Below are 15,806 nucleotides of genomic sequence, written 5' to 3' on the forward strand. Positions count from 1 at the left end.
TCATGCTGTCAGTCTCTGCAGTCAAAAGCGCCGGTAAGGCCGGCGCCTACTACACCAACGAAGACAACTATTACTTCCTCGGCGAGCAGTCCACGGAGTGGTACGGCACGGGCGCGGAAAATCTGGGCCTTGAGGGCCCGGTTAACCGGGACACCTTCGTCGCGGTGCTGGAAGGCCAGCTACCGGACGGCACCGACATGCGCCGCATGGAGGGTGGAGTCAATAAACACCGTCCGGGCTACGACCTGACATTTTCCGCACCCAAGAGCGCCTCGGTGCTTGCGCTCGTGACCGGCGACACCTTTCTCGTGGATGCACACAAGGAGGCGGTGCGCCGCACGCTGGACGAAGTTGAGAAACTCGCCACCACGCGCACCATGACCGACGGCATTACCGAGATGGAGAAAACCGGCAACCTGGTGATCGCGACCTTCATGCACGACACCAGCCGCAACCTTGAACCTCAGATGCACACGCATGCGGTTGTGGCCAACGCCACGCTCTCGCAAAACGGCTGGAAAACCCTTTCCACCGACATCAGCGGAAAGCAGGGCTTTACCGACGTGGTCTGGAACGAGCAGGTGAGCATCGGGGCGCTCTACCGTGGCCACTACCGGTCCATCATTGAGCCTGCGGGCTACCAGACCGAGGACACCGGGCCGCGCGGGGAGTGGGACATCACCGGCGTGCCGGTGAAGCCGTTTTCTTCGCGCCGCCAGGACATTCTCGATCTGGTCGGCGAAAACGCGACGGCGAAGCAGAAAAGCATGGCCGCCCTCGATTCCCGCCAGGCCAAGCACTTTGAAGACCCGGAGACGCTGCGCGAGCACTGGCAGTCGGTGCTTGAGGATACCGGCTTTGATGTTGAGACGTTCAGGGAGGAGCTGGCGGAGCGCCAGCAGCAGCGTGAAGCCGAAAGCGCCGGGCAGGAAGAGAAAGCCGCCACGCCTTCGGTGCTCGACGGCGCTGTGCGGGAGGCCATCGAGAGGCTGTCGTCGAAAAGCGTGCGCGTGACTTATGACGACGTGATGACCAGCGTGCTCAATCATGTACCCGTCAGGGAGGGCGTTTACGGGCAGGCGCGTAAGGCCATTGACAGCGCCATCGGTCACGGCCAGCTTATCGCCGTGGATAAAAACCAGACGCTGTTCACCACAGCCGCCCACGTTCGCGACGAGGCGCGCCTGTCGCAGCTGGCCGCCGGGCTGGCGGAAAAGCGCGGCGGGCTCACAGCGCCGGCGGGCGAGCGCGGCGTGCTGGCGCAGGTGGCCGACGCCGATCGCGCGGTGTCGCTGATTGACGTGCGCGGCGGCACGCAGTTCATCAGCGACCTCAACAACAGCATCATGGCAATGGCCAGCGAGAACAGGCGTCCGCTGGTCGTGGTGGCCGCCGACGGCGCCGCGCGCAAGCGCCAGCTGGCGACCTTCGGCGACAAGCCCGGCGTACAGCTTATGACGGCGGAGGAGATGAAAAGCGCTGAGCTGCCGGCGCGCCCGCTGGTGCTGGTTGCGGAGGCCGAGCGCTTTAACACCTCCGGGCTGCACGACGTGCTGAAGACGGCGGCGCAGCACGATGGCGCCACGCTGGTGACCGATACTCATGCCCGACGCACGGCAGGCTTTGCGTCGGAAGTGCTGAGCGCGGCGGGCGTGAAACAGTTCACCGCTTCACCGAAGACCGAAAACGTACGCGTGACGATGGTGCAGAAGGACACGGTGGAGGACCGGCTCAGTGTGGCGGCGCGCTACTACGCGCAGGAAAAAGCGCAGGGCCGGCAGGTGTCGCTGCAGGCGGGCAACGCGCGCACGCGCGACCAGCTCACGATCCGGACCCGGGAAATCCTCGCCGACGAGGGGCAGCTCGGCCGGGTGCTGGGCGAAGCCACGGTGCGGGTGCCGGTGTGGCTGGACGCCAGCAACCGCAACGACCGCAGCGTCTACCGCGCGGGCATGGTGCTGGAGCATCACGAGGGGCAGGGCCAGAAGTCGGTGTTCACCATCGCCGGCGTCAGCGAGCGGCATAACCTGCTGACCCTGAAAGACGAAAAGGGGCAGACGCAGGGCGTGAGCATCAGCAGCATCGACAGCCACTACCGGCTTTACCGGGAGAAAAAGCTGGAGCTGCGCGAGGGCGAGCAGCTGCGCGCCACGGCCGATCTCGGCAGCCGGGCCGGCAGCGGGGAGCGGCTGACCGTCACCGGCGTGAAGGAGGGGCGCTGGCTGTTTAAGGACACCATCACGATGGAAAACGCAAAGGGCGAGCGCGTCAGGCTCGACCGCAACGCGCCGCTCTACGCGGACTACGCCTACGCCGAGTCTTTTGGCGCCACGCGTCGCACGGAGGGGCGCGTGGTGGCGGTGCTGGCGGGCAAGGAGGTGAACGACGCGACCGTAAACATGCTGCGCCGCAGCGGCTCGGACGTGATTGCATTCACCCCGCTGGACGAGGCCACCATCGGCCGCCGCCTGGAGGAAAACCGCCCGGTGGTCAGCGTGACGCAGGGCATCAAATCGCTCGCCGGGGAAAGCGAGCTGACGGACGCCCTGCGGGAGCTGGAGTCCCGGAAGATGTCGCAGCCGGAGCGCGCGATGCGGCTGGCCATCGAGAAAGCCACCGGCACCGACGTGACGTTCACGGGCGTCCGGGCGCTGGCCGGGGTGATTAACACCGACCGCAGCATCACGCCCGAGCGCGCGCAGGAGGAGCTGTCACGCCTGGTGCAGCGCGGGGAGATTTTTGAACTCAGCGGGGAGCAGGGCGCGGCCGGGAAGTACATCTCCCGCGAGAACTTTGAGAATGAGGTGTCCATCCTGCGCCACGTTGCCGAAGGAAAAAACAGCGTAAAACCCCTGCTGGCCGGCGGCCTGAGTGAGGAGAAAGCCGCCGGGCTCACGGACGGCCAGCGCGAGGCGGGCAACCTCATTCTGACTACCCGCGATCGCTTTACCGCCATTCAGGGGTATGCGGGGGTGGGGAAAACCACGCAGTTCCGCACCGTGGCAGCCGCACTCGCCACCGCAGACAACGCCCCGGACATTCGCGGGCTGGCACCCACGCACCGCGCCGTCAGCGAGCTGTCTGACGCGGGTATCCCGGCGCAGACCATCGCCAGTTTTCTGAGCGAAAGCAGCCAGTGGCAGGCCGCCGGACAGGCGCGCGACTTCCGCAACACCGTGTTCGTTATCGATGAGTCCTCCATGAACGGCAACGCCCAGCTCGCCTCTCTGATGGACGTGATTGCCGAAGGCGGCGGCCGTGCAGTGCTGAGCGGTGACCAGGACCAGCTGAAGTCCCTGGAGTCCGGCGCGCCGTTTGCGCTGGCCCTTGAGCGCAGCGCCGCAGACGTGGCGGTGATGAAGGAAATTGTGCGTCAGATCCCCGCGCTGAAGCCCGCCGTGGAGGCGGTTATTGCCGGCAACGTGCGTGAGGCGGTCCGCATCACGGCAGATACCAGCCCGCAGAGCGTGCCGCGCCAGCCGGACGCGTACGTGCCTGAAAGCAGCGCGATGGACGGCAAGACGATGGCTGTGGCTGACGAGACGAGCGGGCCGGGCCAGGCCCCGGCAGACAAAGAGGGTCCGGACCTGATCGGTATGATTGCAGACGACTACAGCGGGCGGACGCCGGAGGCGCGCGACAATACGCTCATCGTGGCGGAACTCAACGCCGACCGCGAGGCCATAAACAGCGCGGTGCACAACCGGCTGCAGGCACAGGGGGCGCTGGGTGACGGCGTCACGGTGCCGCTGCTGGTACGCGTCAACAACAGCAATGCCGATCTGGGCCGGCAAAAGTTCTGGGAGGCGCAGGAGGGCAACGTTGTGCGCCGGGGCGAGCAGTATTTCAGGGTAGAGGAAACGGATAAGGAAAGCGGCGTGGTGCGCATGGCGGGGCTTGATGGCGCGCCGGACCGCTGGATCAGACCCGCAGAGCTGCGCAAGGAGGATGTTGCCGTGTTTAAAGAGGTTGAGCGGGAAATCAGCACCGGTGAGAAAGTTCGCCTGACGGCAACGGACCGCGACCGCAACGTGCGCGCCAGCGACATGGCCGTGGTGTCAGGCATTACGGAGGAGGGAAAAATTCTCATCGATACCGGCGACCGGCAACTGTCATTCGATCCTGCCGCGCGCTACGCCGACCGCCACATGGACTACGGCTACGCCGTCACCACCTACAGTTCGCAGGGCGCGTCCGTGAAGTACCTTATCGGCCTGTTTGGTGAAGAGGGCGCCAGAGGCCGCATGGCGGCGCTGGACAGCACATACGTAGAGCTCTCAAGGGCAAAGGAGCACGTTCAGACCTACTTCGACAATCTTTCTGGCTGGGCAGCGAAGGTGGAGAGTAAAAGCGGGCGGCGCCAGACGGTGCACGACGTGCTGATGCGGGCAGAAGACGTGCGGGCAGATCGGGAGATACAGGCGTGGGACAAAAGCCTGCCGGTATCAGGCACGCGCCTGGCGGACCGGGTGGATCAGGACCTGACGGTGGACGCACGCTTTATGGCCGGGAAAACGCCGGAAATGTTGTGGCCGGTTATCAACGAGCACGGCCGGCAGCGCGGAAACTGGCACGTTCCGGTATCCCCCTCCACCGGGGAAGTAGACTTTTCAGCCGCCCACTATGAAGGGGCAGCGGACGGCAGTCGCATCGTGCTGCAGCGCGGGGAAAAGCACGGAAAGGTGCTGGAAGCCGCGGATGTCGCGCAGGCGCTGCAGCTGATGAAGGACAACCCGGAAAGCCCTGTCGTGCTCTCTGCTGACCACAGTGAACGTCCGGATGCCAGAGGCGCGTCGGCAGCAGCGACGTCGGGTGGGGAGGAGCTGGACCGCCGCGAAGCCGAGGCGCTGGAGAAAGCCGTTAAGGCCGCGCTGGGGCAGGAGGAGAAAGAGCCGGAGCCTGTTGCGCCTGAAGAGGCGCGGAGCGCACCGGACGACAGAGAAAGCGAGCGCGAGGCAGCGCTGGCAGCAGCGCTGGAAGAGCTGCAGGAAGAGGAGGCTTTTGATTACCGCGACTACGACCTGTCGCCGGAGCGTGAGGACCGAACCGCAATGATGAACGATGAAGTTAACGTGATGCGCCACGAGCGCAGCGAACCTGAGCCGGAGTTTGGCCATAAACCTCAAAAGACGCTGGAGTAGACCCTATGACAATACTGCTTATTGCGGCCACCGTGGCCGTTTCCCTGATGATGCTGATGGCCTGGCTGCCTGAGTTAAGGGCAGAAGGCGCGCTGCTTCGCCGCTGGAGTAAGGGAGGCGGCGAGCCCCGCTGCAGTGAGGCCATACAGAACGTGGTTGACGGCTTCATTAAGGATTTTTCAGCCACGCACCGCCTGGCGGAAGCCGAAACGGCGCGCATCCGGGAGATGAAGGCCCGTCCGGGCATGATGCCGGTGACCCTGCTGCTGCATCCGCAGCTGGTGCGGCGGGAAAAAGGACGCTTTACGCGCGGGCGAAACCTGACGTCCGTGTTTGTGGCCACGGGCGTGAGCGCCCTTATCATGCCGCCGCTCGCCGGCATGGCCATGCACAACATGAGCCTGTGGCTGCTGCCCTTTCTGAACACGGCGGTGTTTTTTGCCGGCCTGCAGCTGCTGCGCTACGCATATTCTGACATGGGCCTGCTGAACGTGCTGGTGACGGGTAAGCCTGACTGAAAAAACGGCCTGCCGCCCTGCGGTTGGCCGGTCCCTCGCGTCCAGGATTGAAAATCCCGCACGCTCACGACCCCCGGAGAACCCCATGAAGGTCATTATTTTGCCACTGCTGTTAAGCAGTCTGGTGCTGCTGCCAGATGCAGTTCACGCCGTGGACGCGCCTGGCGTCAGCGTCGGCTTCTCCCCGGAAGGCAGCGCAGTAGCGCTGGTGCTCGATGTCATTGATCGCGCACAGACGGAAATCCGGCTCGCCGGCTACAGCTTTACATCACCTGAAGTGGCCTCTGCCCTTATAAGAGCTAAAGCGCGCGGCGTGAATGTGCGCGTGGTGCTCGATGAAAAGGCGAACCAGAACCGTATAAGCCAGTCGGCCATTAACCTGCTCGCAGCGCGCGACATCCCGGTTCGTCTTAACGGGCAGTACGCCGCCCTGCATGACAAGTTTATCGTCGCTGACGGACGAATGGTTGAAACCGGCAGTTTTAACTACACCCGCTCAGGTGCCCGGCACAACAGCGAAAACGCGCTGGTCATCGGAGATATGCCGGCGCTTGCTGATCGCTACCTCCGGCACTGGCAGTCCCGCTGGGATGCAGGTACAGCGTACAGGCTGTCTTACTGACCCACCGTGTTAACCGTCCGTAACGCCGGATCAGCCCGTTCGCCAGCGGCTGTGAGGTATCACAATTAAGGCATATTACTGATTTGGCTTATGCTATGCTGCGGAAAGTCTTATTTTGCAGCAGGGTACGAGCATGAGCCCCCGTGATTCAGTAACATCAGCTCCCGAAAAGAAACGCACCCGTAACAGAGAGCAGCCAACTCCTGATAAGGAACGCGCGCGCGCCTATAAGGCACGAAAGCGTGAAACGCACAGAGCCATCAGTCTCTTTATCCATACAGAGATGAAAGAGGCGCTGGTTAAGCTTTGTGAGTTAAAGGGAATATCGCAGGCTGAGTTGCTTGAAAAGCTGATTGAGGCGGAAGCACGAAGTAATGGAGTGCTGTGACTGGTCACGTTATTGCCGAAAGCGTTTCTGAGTGATAGATTACGGACAGTTAAGAATTGATGGCTGGCCACGCCGGAAAGCGGCAGGGATCTGAGGCGGCAGGACCAAATCAGAAAAGAAAAACCCCGAAAATCCCTTCAGTTTGGCGACGGATGAGGATTAACGGGGCCCAACACTATACTGCACAGGATTATTGCCCTGTGCGGGGAGTATAGATTCATGCCCGGAAAAAGACAATCCGTACTGTGCATACTCTGCCTGCGCAATATAAGCGCCGGGCGGTATGCATAAGCAGACACCTCTCAATTCATTCTCCCGACCTGACAATCGCCACCGTGGCGATCATTCCACTGCCTGCAAATGCTCTAATCCGGAATGGTTCGCGCCGAAGGGCTATCGCCGCCTGCCGGGTCAGATGGGCCACGCCATGAGCCGCCTTGTAAATAAGGACAAGCGCACAGGGAAAATGACGCTGCGTCAGCGCATATCCCGCCATCCCTACTTTGTGCAGCTGCGCGACGTCGCAGGGCGCAAACGTGACTTTCGTCCCGAAAAACAGGCGCTGTATGACGCCATGTGGCCGCTGTGTGTCCAGCGTGCGGATCTTGCCACCTCTGTTGTCACCTTTAACGGCAGCAAGCTGGCCGATGAACTGAGCCCGAAAGACGAAAATGGCAACGTCATTCCGGAAACGCGCGTAGAACCCAGCCGGTTGTCTCGCCTGTTTGAAGAGTGGGAGCGTTACGGCCTGATAGAGCGACCGGACCTTGAAATGGACCCCGTAACCGGTTACTGCATGCCGCGTCATATCGTATTGACCGACCAGTTCTGGCAGCTGTGCGGCATCGATATGGACAAATTTCTGGCTGAGCGCAACGAACGTCTTGCTGCAGAAGCCGACGGCATCATCGAACCGGGCACGCACGCCTCAGTTCGCGCCGCGCGCCGGCGCTGGTATGAAAATATGCGCATGGCCACGCTGATCAGTCGTCGTGATAAAGCATCCAGGCAGAAGCGCCGTAAACGGCTGAGTAAACTGCCGCTTGATGACAGGCGTAACGCGATGGCCAGGCTGCTGCGCACGCGTCCAGTCCACGAGTGGAAAACGCTTCCCCCGGAAGATTTTGATCGCCTGGTCTGGAAATGTCTGCGCCAGCTGGAGCTGGGGCTCGACTATGAGCCCATGCTGCCTGAAGTACCTGATATAGTTCACTGACATACCCGCCCAATTTTAACCGCCTTGACTGGCGGTGAAGTCGTTTGTGCCGGGCACTGAACGCCCTCTTTTGCGCTGGTATTTCTCCTGGCAATCAGTGAATCGTGGCCGCAAAATCACTGCGGCCTTTTTTACCCACAGTTACCCGCAATCAACATCAGAAAATTACCTGCAATTACAGTCAGCACTACGCGCAATACAGTCCTGACTTACGTCAGAAAGAATAATCAAAATAATAAATAAGGTTTTCATGCAGACATCTGGCGAAGATAAATTAAATGATTTCGCTTGCAGCGGCCGCAGGCGTCCGCGCCGCTCAGAACCTGAAGTAGCTCCCGCCGACAGGCGGCGGGCAATACATATTAGTTACATCATTCATTAATACTCTCATTTAACCCCCACCCGAGCCGAACCTGAAACCCCGTGCCCCTCTCCGGCAAAATCCCGGAGCCGTACCTGAAGCCCGGTTGCCCCACTGACCAGATCCCGCCGCCCTGCCCAAAGGGCCGGTACTTCAAAGTAGCTCCCGTCGAAAACGACGGGCATTGCCCGTCATCATAAGAAGCTAATTAAATAACATCACGATCGCAGTGCGCATTTCAGCATCGAGGGGCTCCCACCTGAAAAGCGCCGCCGCCCCGGCCAGAGGCCGGGATGGAGTCGCTTTTATAGATGGATGATGTAACTAGGAATTGAAGCCGCTGTGAGTACTGTCGCTTCAGCACCGGAGAACACGCCCGTAAGCGGCCCTGACGGCCCGCTAACGCGGAGATACGCCCCGACTGCGGCTACGCCTTGTCGTGACCACTCCGACGGCGCACAGGGGCTTTACATCGCGTTTAGCAGGTTTGGCTTAGCAGGGCAAGGGATGGGTTTGGTGAAACCTATCAAAACGGAACCGGCTTCGCCGGGCTACCAGCGCCGTCCAGCTCTTGTGCAATATGCAACTGCTTCTGGCGCCTTCATGCCGCTTCGCGGCATTTAAGGGCTGGCTACGCACTGCTCGCCAGCCTGTATGTGCTTCTCAAGCCAATATCCGCTTTGTGCCAAAAGCGGACGTTTACTTTTGATTAAGACGCTTTTTTGAGCGGAGTTTTTAGAGATCAATGAGAATGGCTCCCTGCAAGGTGGCCCGGTGTGATCACTGGCGACACATATTCCGGCTCTTCAGTCTGCTCCAGCTCACGCAGAATGCCGCAGTCGCGAGTCGCCCGATTTGCGTTGCAGTGACTCCGAAGCTCATTCAACTGGTTTTCCAGCATATTCAGCTCGCAAATCCGGGCCTGAACATGATGAAGATGCTCATCTATCAGAGCGTTCACCGTTCCGCAGTCTGCATCTGGCTGACTGCGCGCCTGCAGCAATACCCGGATTTCACCATGCGTCATATCAAGCGCCCGGCAGCGACGGATAAACATCAGTCGCTCCAGATGCGTGCTGTCATAATGCCGGTAGTTGTTTGTCTGGTCGCGTATTGCAGGCTGTAATAATCCTTCCCGTTCGTAATAACGTACGGTTTCAACCTGGCACCCTGCCTGCCGTGCGAGTTCGCCAATTTTCATATTTCACCTCACTCATGCTTGACCCTGTAGTTGCTTCAGGGTCTTTAATGCCACTATAAGCGATGAACAGGATAAAAACATGAGTGACTGCTGCAGTAACAGTAAATGCGGAACGACCGCATCCGGTAAAAACTCGCCTGTAAAAGATATGGACGTCGTAAATTCCGATATTCCGGCGAAGGAAGGCAGGCCAGAACACGACGCTGCCACTGAATGTTGCAGCGGTACTGGCTGTTGCGCGTCAGAAGCGATAAACCCTTCAGCCAGAGATGCTGCCGGGAATGATATTCAGACACGCCTGCGCATTATGCAGATGGACTGTCCTACAGAGGAGACCCTGATCCGTAAGAAACTAGGGCCTCTGTCTGCTGTAAAACATCTGGAATTTAACCTTATGCAGCGGACGCTTACTGTTACTCACGCGGCCCGTGCTCTTGAACCGGTACTTGAGGCTGTACGCTCGCTGGGATTTGATCCGCAACTGACGGGCGAAAAATCCGCTGGTCAGAAGAGCTCTTGTTCAGGCAGTCAGCCATCAGGCACGACCGCTTCCTGCTGTACTCCGTCCCCGGTCACTTTTAGTGAGCTGCAGACGCAGCAGACTACTGCTGAAGGGGTGCGTACCAGTATCCGGATTATGCAGATGGACTGTCCCGTGGAAGAAGGCCTGATCCGTAAAAAACTGGACGGCATGCCTGAGGTCAAAGAGCTTGACTTTAATCTGATGCAACGTGTGCTGACGGTAGTCCATACTCCTGATGCGCTGGATCCGGTTCTGGTGGCCATTCGCTCACTGGGCTTTGAACCTGAACTTCCTGACAGCAGTGGCCAGCATGCAGTAAAGGAAGAAAAGAAAAAATCCTGGTGGCCGCTGGCGCTGGCTGGCGCAGCGGCGATAGCCGCTGAGGCCATGCACTGGGTCGGCATGCCTGAGTGGGTCGAGGCTGCGCTGGCTCTGATTGCCGTGTCAGCCTGCGGCCTGACTACCTACAAGAAAGGCTGGATAGCACTGCGTAACGGCAATCTGAACATCAATGCTCTGATGAGTATTGCTGTGACCGGTGCGCTGGCGCTCGGGCAGTGGCCGGAAGCCGCTATGGTGATGGTGCTGTTCACGATAGCAGAGCTGATTGAGGCAAAGTCTCTTGATCGCGCCCGTAATGCTATAGGCTCCCTGATGAAGCTGACGCCAGATACGGCTACGGTTCAGCAGCAGGACGGTTCCTGGAAAGAAACTGATGCAAAATCTGTTTCTCTGGACAGCGTGGTCAGGGTCAGGCCCGGCGAGCGTATTGCGCTGGATGGCATTGTAACCCGGGGCCGCACCGCCATTAATCAGGCACCCATTACCGGAGAAAGTCTGCCGGTAGATAAAGGTGAAGGCGATCCTGTATTTGCCGGCACGGTTAACGGCTCGGGCGGCTTTGAATATCGGGTGACGGCTGCTGCCGGGAACACCACGCTGGCGCGAATCATTCATGCCGTAGAGGAAGCTCAGGGAGCAAAAGCCCCCACACAACGCTTTGTCGACCGCTTTTCACGTATCTATACGCCCGTCGTATTTATCATTGCGGTTGCGGTTGCGGTTCTTCCGCCTTTGACTGGCGGAGGAAGCTGGCAGGAATGGATTTATAAGGCGCTGGTCATGCTGGTTATTGCCTGTCCGTGCGCGCTCGTGATTTCCACACCGGTGACTATTGTCAGCGGTCTGACGTCTGCAGCTCGCAGAGGGATCCTGATTAAAGGCGGTGTTTACCTGGAGGAAGGCCGCCGGCTTAAATGGCTGGCGCTCGACAAGACCGGTACGCTTACTCACGGGAAGCCGGTACAGACAGATGTGGTGATTTATGCCGGTGTCACGGAAAGCGAAGGGCGTGCGCTGGCTGCCAGCCTGGCGGGTTATTCCGATCACCCGGTATCGCAGGCCGTGGCGGCGGCGGCAAAAGGTACACAACGTTATACCGTGGACAGTTTTGAAGCTCTGGCCGGGCGCGGCGTCCGAGGAGTGATCAACGGAAAAACTTACAACCTTGGAAACCTGAGGCTGACGGAAGAAACGTTAGCCTGCCCGCCCGCTGTAAAAGAGGCACTTGCCCGGCTGGAAACACAGGGGAAAACCGTTGTCTTACTCAGTGATAAAATGCAGGTGCTCGGGCTGTTTGCTGTGGCTGATACGGTTAAAGAAAGCAGCCGGGAGGCGATAAAAGCGCTGCACAGCCTCGGCGTCAGTACGGTCATGCTTACGGGAGACAATGCGCACACCGCCAGCGCGATCGCCAGTCAGGTCGGTATAGATGAAGCCCGGGGCGACCAGCTGCCGGAAGACAAACTCCGCGCTGTAGAGTCGTTTGCTGCTCAGGGCACTACGGGCATGGTCGGAGATGGCATCAATGATGCCCCGGCGCTGGCCCGTGCGGATATTGGCTTCGCTATGGGCGCAATGGGAACCGATACTGCAATTGAAACCGCCGACGTGGCGCTGATGGATGATGACCTGCGGAAAATACCTGCCTTTGTCCGGCTATCCCGACAGACCTACAACGTTCTGGTTCAGAATATTGTCATGGCAATTGGAATAAAGGCAGTATTCCTGGCTCTGACAATCGCAGGCATGGGCACAATGTGGATGGCCGTGTTTGCGGACGTGGGCGCAAGCCTGCTTGTTGTGGCAAACGGCCTGCGTTTATTGCGTAAATAGCTGCTTAATGTGTTGCCCGTCGGATGACGGGCAATGTTCTCTTTTCACTCATAGTGAACGCTGTCCTGCGCATGCATCCGTGTTATGCCAGAAACAGACGTTCAGCTTTAACAATTACTCAAATAAAAAGATTTTGCCCGTTTGACTCCATAAATATATTTCCATTATTCTGGAAATACAGTTATGGAGGAAGTATGGATTTAAATACTGCAGCAAATGCACTCCGTGAATTAGGACACCCGACGCGCCTGGGCATTTATCGGGAACTGGTTAAGGCGGGCCATAATGGCCTGCCGGTCGGCGAACTGCAGAAGCGCCTCGGCATTCCGGCCTCCACGCTCAGCCATCATCTTTCTGCGCTGATATCCGCCGGCCTGATCAACCAGGAAAGGCAGAGCCGTACTCTGTTCTGCAGACCGTGTTATGCGCAGCTTGAGCAGCTGATGGCCTTTTTGACAGAAGAATGCTGCGCAGGCGGCAGCTGCGGCCTGTCACCCGCGACGACTCACGAAGAGACCTCATTGTGAACAACATCAACAATACCCTGAAAAACATTGACCCCGCGCTTCTGGACATGCCGCTGACGGAAGAGAAACTGCATGCCACAGAAGTGGCGCACCCGCCTCGCATTCTGATGCTCTACGGCTCGCTGCGAGAACGCTCTTACAGCCGGCTGGCGACGGAGGAAGCCGCCCGGCTCCTGACGGCGATGGGCGCAGAGGTTAAAATTTTTAACCCGTCCGGCCTGCCGCTGCCTGACGATGCCCCGGAGACGCACCCAAAAGTTGTCGAGCTGCGTGAGCTGGTTCTCTGGTCAGAAGGTATGGTCTGGTGCTCGCCTGAGCGTCACGGCGCCATGACCGGCATCATGAAGGCGCAGATTGACTGGATACCCCTGACGTCCGGCGCGGTTCGCCCGTCGCAGGGAAAAACTCTCGCCGTCATGCAGGTGAGCGGCGGCTCGCAGTCGTTTAATGCCGTCAACCAGATGCGCATCCTCGGCCGCTGGATGCGCATGATTACCATCCCGAACCAGTCATCCGTAGCAAAAGCCTGGGCCGAGTTTGAGGAGGACGGCCGCATGAAGCCTTCCCCGTATTACGACCGCATCGTTGACGTGATGGAGGAGCTGATGAAATTCACCCTCCTGACGCGCGGCCGGAGTGAATATCTGACCGATCGCTACAGCGAAAGGAAAGAAAGCGCCGCGCAGCTTTCAGAGCGGGTCAACCAGCGCAGCATATGAAAAAAGCCGGCATTTTGCCGGCTTTTGTTTTTGTATGTCCCGTCCAGTCAGGCGCATGCTCAGGGGTCAGCGGCTGATACGGTTTCCGTGCTCATCAATAACCTGCTCGCCATCTTCTTTTGTAAAAGGCCCCTGCTGCGGATCTGGCAGAATGTCCAGAACCGCTTCAGACGGACGACAGAGCTTTGTGCCGAGAGGCGTCACAACTACCGGACGGTTAATGAGGATGGGGTGAGCCAGCATGGCATCCAGCAGTTCTTCATCGCTGAACCGGTCCTCTGCCAGACCCAGCTGCTCATAGGGCTCTGTATTTTTGCGCAGCAACGCGCGCACGCTAATCCCCATATCCGCAATCAGTTTTTGCAGCTCGTCGCGCGTCGGCGGCGTCTCCAGATACATAATCACTGAAGGCTCCACGCCACTGTTGCGGATAAGCGCCAGGGTATTACGGGACGTCCCGCAAGCCGGGTTGTGATAAATGGTGATATCAGTCATAAACGGTACTCCGTTACGGTGCTGCGCAGACGCAGCCCCGGGGTTAAGGTTAAACAGACAGGCGCAGGACCAGCGCCGCCAGCGTCACAAAAAGCACCGGCAGGGTCATTACGATGCCCACGCGAAAGTAATAGCCCCAGCTGATGGTGATGTTTTTCTGCGCCAGAACGTGCAGCCACAGCAGGGTTGCCAGGCTGCCGATTGGGGTGATTTTCGGACCGAGATCGCAGCCGATGATGTTGGCGTAAACCATCGCCTCCTTTACCACTCCCTGAGCGGTACTGCCGTCAATGGAAAGCGCGCCAACCAGTACGGTAGGCATGTTGTTCATGACCGATGACAGGAAGGCCGTCAGAAAACCGGTGCCCAGCGTGGCACCCCAGACGCCGTGCTCCGCAAAGCGGTTCAGGATGGCAGAGAGATAATCCGTAAGTCCGGCGTTGCGCAGGCCATACACAACGAGATACATGCCCAGCGAGAAGATGACTATCTGCCAGGGCGCGCCCTTCAGCACCTTCCGGGTATCAATAGCGTGTCCTTTCCGCGCAACCAGCCAGAGAATAAATGCGGCTACCGCCGCGACCAGACTGACCGGCACGCCCAGCGGCTCCAGACCAAAAAAGCCGGCCAGAAGCAGGAGCAGCACCAGCCACCCGGTTTTAAAAGTGCGCATGTCACGGATAGCTTCCCGTGGCGTTTTCAGCTTAACCAGGTCATAGGTTGCCGGAATGTCTTTGCGAAAAAACAGATGCAGCATCACAAGCGTGGCCGCCACGGAGGCAATATTCACCGGCACCATGACTGACGCATACTCACTGAAGCCCAGCTTAAAGAAATCCGCCGTCACGATGTTGACCAGGTTCGACACGATGAGCGGCAGGCTGGACGTGTCCGCGATAAAGCCAGCCGCCATCACAAATGCCAGCGTGGCCCCGGGGCTGAAGCCCAGCGCCAGCAGCATGGCGATAACAATGGGCGTCAGGATAAGTGCCGCGCCGTCATTAGCGAACAGCGCCGCCACCGCCGCACCCAGCAGAACAATATACGTGAACAGCAGCCTGCCCCTGCCGCCTCCCCAGCGGGAAACGTGCAGTGCCGCCCACTCAAAAAATCCTGACTCATCTAACAGCAGGCTGATGATGATGACCGCAATAAACGTGGCCGTGGCGTTCCAGACAATCTGCCAGACGGCCGGAATATCCCCGATATGCACTACGCCGGTCAGCAGCGCCAGCGCAGCCCCGATAAGGGCACTCCAGCCAATACTGAGCCCTTTCGGCTGCCAGATAACCAGCACCAGCGTCAAAATAAAAATTGCACCCGCCAGAAACATATACCCTCCTTCAAAACTGCGCCTGTCAGAACTGGCACAACGACCCAATGAATACATATACGTAAAAGCATATATGTATGGTCAAATTTTTAAATGCAGACAGGTTTACCGTTAGTCATTGCGTTGTCCCGCTCAGCCTGCTGGCTGAGGTGCAGAATGTCATCCCGCTGACACAGATAAGCCTGTTCAATGACGGCTGCCGCCCAGGCAGGCATGTGAGGTGACAGCCGGTAATGAATCCATTTGCCATCACGCCGGTCGATAAGCAGGCCGCTGTCTCTGAGCAACGCAAGATGACGGGAAATTTTTGGCTGGGCTTCCCTGAGAATGGATGTGAGTTCACAGACGCAAAGCTCCCCCTTTTCCCGCAGTAGCAGCACCAGACTGAGTCGGGTTTCATCAGACAACGCTTTGAAAAGCTGAAGGGGGTTTAGGTGAACCATGACAACTCCTGTGTATGAAGCAACAGGTAGTATCGCTACGTACAGACTGGCGATCAACTATATATTCGAAAAAGAATATATATCACCCCCGTTGCATATTCTTTTTTGCAAACCAGTTCTGTAATACAACCGAGCGTTAATCAC

The 15,806-nt window shown here is 58.9% G+C and carries 12 protein-coding genes; 8 read left to right on the forward strand and 4 right to left on the reverse strand.

Features of this window, described 5'->3' with window-relative positions; genetic code table 11:
* Positions 1–2: 2 nt before the first annotated feature.
* From traI to repA, 5 genes are all read left to right on the forward strand, one after another.
* Positions 3–5,141, forward strand: a complete 5,139-nt coding sequence (gene traI / locus HA46_RS10695) for a conjugative transfer relaxase/helicase TraI (protein ID WP_084884198.1) — start codon at positions 3–5, stop codon at positions 5,139–5,141.
* Positions 5,142–5,146: 5 nt separating this feature from the next.
* Positions 5,147–5,659 carry a hypothetical protein gene (locus HA46_RS10700; protein WP_048783152.1) on the forward strand — a complete coding sequence of 171 codons (513 nt, stop codon included), beginning with the start codon at positions 5,147–5,149 and terminating at the stop codon, positions 5,657–5,659.
* 85 nt (positions 5,660–5,744) lie between these two features.
* Positions 5,745–6,281 carry a phospholipase D family nuclease gene (locus HA46_RS10705; RefSeq protein WP_048783150.1) on the forward strand — a complete coding sequence of 179 codons (537 nt, stop codon included), beginning with the start codon at positions 5,745–5,747 and terminating at the stop codon, positions 6,279–6,281.
* A gap of 133 nt (positions 6,282–6,414) precedes the next feature.
* Positions 6,415–6,669: a RepB family protein gene (locus tag HA46_RS10710; protein ID WP_084884200.1), complete on the forward strand. Its 255-nt coding sequence runs from the start codon at positions 6,415–6,417 to the stop codon at positions 6,667–6,669.
* A gap of 283 nt (positions 6,670–6,952) precedes the next feature.
* Complete coding sequence (gene repA, locus HA46_RS10715; protein WP_084884203.1) at positions 6,953–7,885, forward strand: plasmid replication initiator RepA; 933 nt, start codon at positions 6,953–6,955, stop codon at positions 7,883–7,885.
* 1,103 nt (positions 7,886–8,988) lie between these two features.
* Here repA and cadR read toward each other — a convergent pair.
* The gene (gene cadR / locus HA46_RS10720; protein WP_075203154.1) at positions 8,989–9,447 is read right to left on the reverse strand and encodes a Cd(II)/Pb(II)-responsive transcriptional regulator; all 459 of its coding nucleotides are present in this window, start codon (positions 9,445–9,447) and stop codon (positions 8,989–8,991) included.
* A gap of 79 nt (positions 9,448–9,526) precedes the next feature.
* Here cadR and HA46_RS10725 point away from each other — a divergent pair, with 79 nt between their 5' ends.
* From HA46_RS10725 to arsH, 3 genes are all read left to right on the forward strand, one after another.
* Positions 9,527–12,145: a heavy metal translocating P-type ATPase gene (locus HA46_RS10725; RefSeq protein WP_239670368.1), complete on the forward strand. Its 2,619-nt coding sequence runs from the start codon at positions 9,527–9,529 to the stop codon at positions 12,143–12,145.
* 194 nt (positions 12,146–12,339) lie between these two features.
* The gene (locus tag HA46_RS10730) at positions 12,340–12,672 is read left to right on the forward strand and encodes an ArsR/SmtB family transcription factor (RefSeq protein ID WP_048781204.1); all 333 of its coding nucleotides are present in this window, start codon (positions 12,340–12,342) and stop codon (positions 12,670–12,672) included.
* On the forward strand, positions 12,669–13,391 hold the full coding sequence (gene arsH, locus HA46_RS10735; protein ID WP_075203156.1) for an arsenical resistance protein ArsH: 723 nt from the start codon (positions 12,669–12,671) through the stop codon (positions 13,389–13,391). The genes HA46_RS10730 and arsH overlap by 4 nt, the downstream gene beginning before the upstream one ends.
* A 66-nt stretch (positions 13,392–13,457) precedes the next feature.
* Here the strand turns inward: arsH and arsC are convergent, their stop codons facing one another.
* The 3 genes from arsC to HA46_RS10750 form a co-directional block, all read right to left on the reverse strand.
* Positions 13,458–13,886 (reverse strand): glutaredoxin-dependent arsenate reductase, encoded by a 429-nt coding sequence (gene arsC, locus HA46_RS10740; RefSeq protein ID WP_048781205.1) that lies wholly within the window; start codon positions 13,884–13,886, stop codon positions 13,458–13,460.
* Positions 13,887–13,935: 49 nt separating this feature from the next.
* Positions 13,936–15,219 (reverse strand): arsenic transporter, encoded by a 1,284-nt coding sequence (locus tag HA46_RS10745; protein WP_048781206.1) that lies wholly within the window; start codon positions 15,217–15,219, stop codon positions 13,936–13,938.
* An 89-nt stretch (positions 15,220–15,308) separates the two neighbouring features.
* Positions 15,309–15,662 (reverse strand): metalloregulator ArsR/SmtB family transcription factor, encoded by a 354-nt coding sequence (locus tag HA46_RS10750; protein WP_048781207.1) that lies wholly within the window; start codon positions 15,660–15,662, stop codon positions 15,309–15,311.
* Positions 15,663–15,806: the final 144 nt, after the last annotated feature.

The organism is Pantoea septica, assembly GCF_002095575.1.
GTDB lineage: Bacteria > Pseudomonadota > Gammaproteobacteria > Enterobacterales > Enterobacteriaceae > Pantoea > Pantoea septica.

What these genes read in the sequence shown, in the direction of transcription:
- traI (WP_084884198.1), top strand. Translation starts at nt 3, where the DNA reads ATGCTGTCAGTCTCTGCAGTCAAAAGCGCCGGTAAGGCCGGCGCCTAC.
- HA46_RS10700 (WP_048783152.1), top strand. Translation starts at nt 5,147, where the DNA reads ATGACAATACTGCTTATTGCGGCCACCGTGGCCGTTTCCCTGATGATG.
- HA46_RS10705 (WP_048783150.1), top strand. Translation starts at nt 5,745, where the DNA reads ATGAAGGTCATTATTTTGCCACTGCTGTTAAGCAGTCTGGTGCTGCTG.
- HA46_RS10710 (WP_084884200.1), top strand. Translation starts at nt 6,415, where the DNA reads ATGAGCCCCCGTGATTCAGTAACATCAGCTCCCGAAAAGAAACGCACC.
- repA (WP_084884203.1), top strand. Translation starts at nt 6,953, where the DNA reads ATGCATAAGCAGACACCTCTCAATTCATTCTCCCGACCTGACAATCGC.
- cadR (WP_075203154.1), bottom strand. Translation starts at nt 9,447, where the DNA reads ATGAAAATTGGCGAACTCGCACGGCAGGCAGGGTGCCAGGTTGAAACC.
- HA46_RS10725 (WP_239670368.1), top strand. Translation starts at nt 9,527, where the DNA reads ATGAGTGACTGCTGCAGTAACAGTAAATGCGGAACGACCGCATCCGGT.
- HA46_RS10730 (WP_048781204.1), top strand. Translation starts at nt 12,340, where the DNA reads ATGGATTTAAATACTGCAGCAAATGCACTCCGTGAATTAGGACACCCG.
- arsC (WP_048781205.1), bottom strand. Translation starts at nt 13,886, where the DNA reads ATGACTGATATCACCATTTATCACAACCCGGCTTGCGGGACGTCCCGT.
- HA46_RS10745 (WP_048781206.1), bottom strand. Translation starts at nt 15,219, where the DNA reads ATGTTTCTGGCGGGTGCAATTTTTATTTTGACGCTGGTGCTGGTTATC.
- HA46_RS10750 (WP_048781207.1), bottom strand. Translation starts at nt 15,662, where the DNA reads ATGGTTCACCTAAACCCCCTTCAGCTTTTCAAAGCGTTGTCTGATGAA.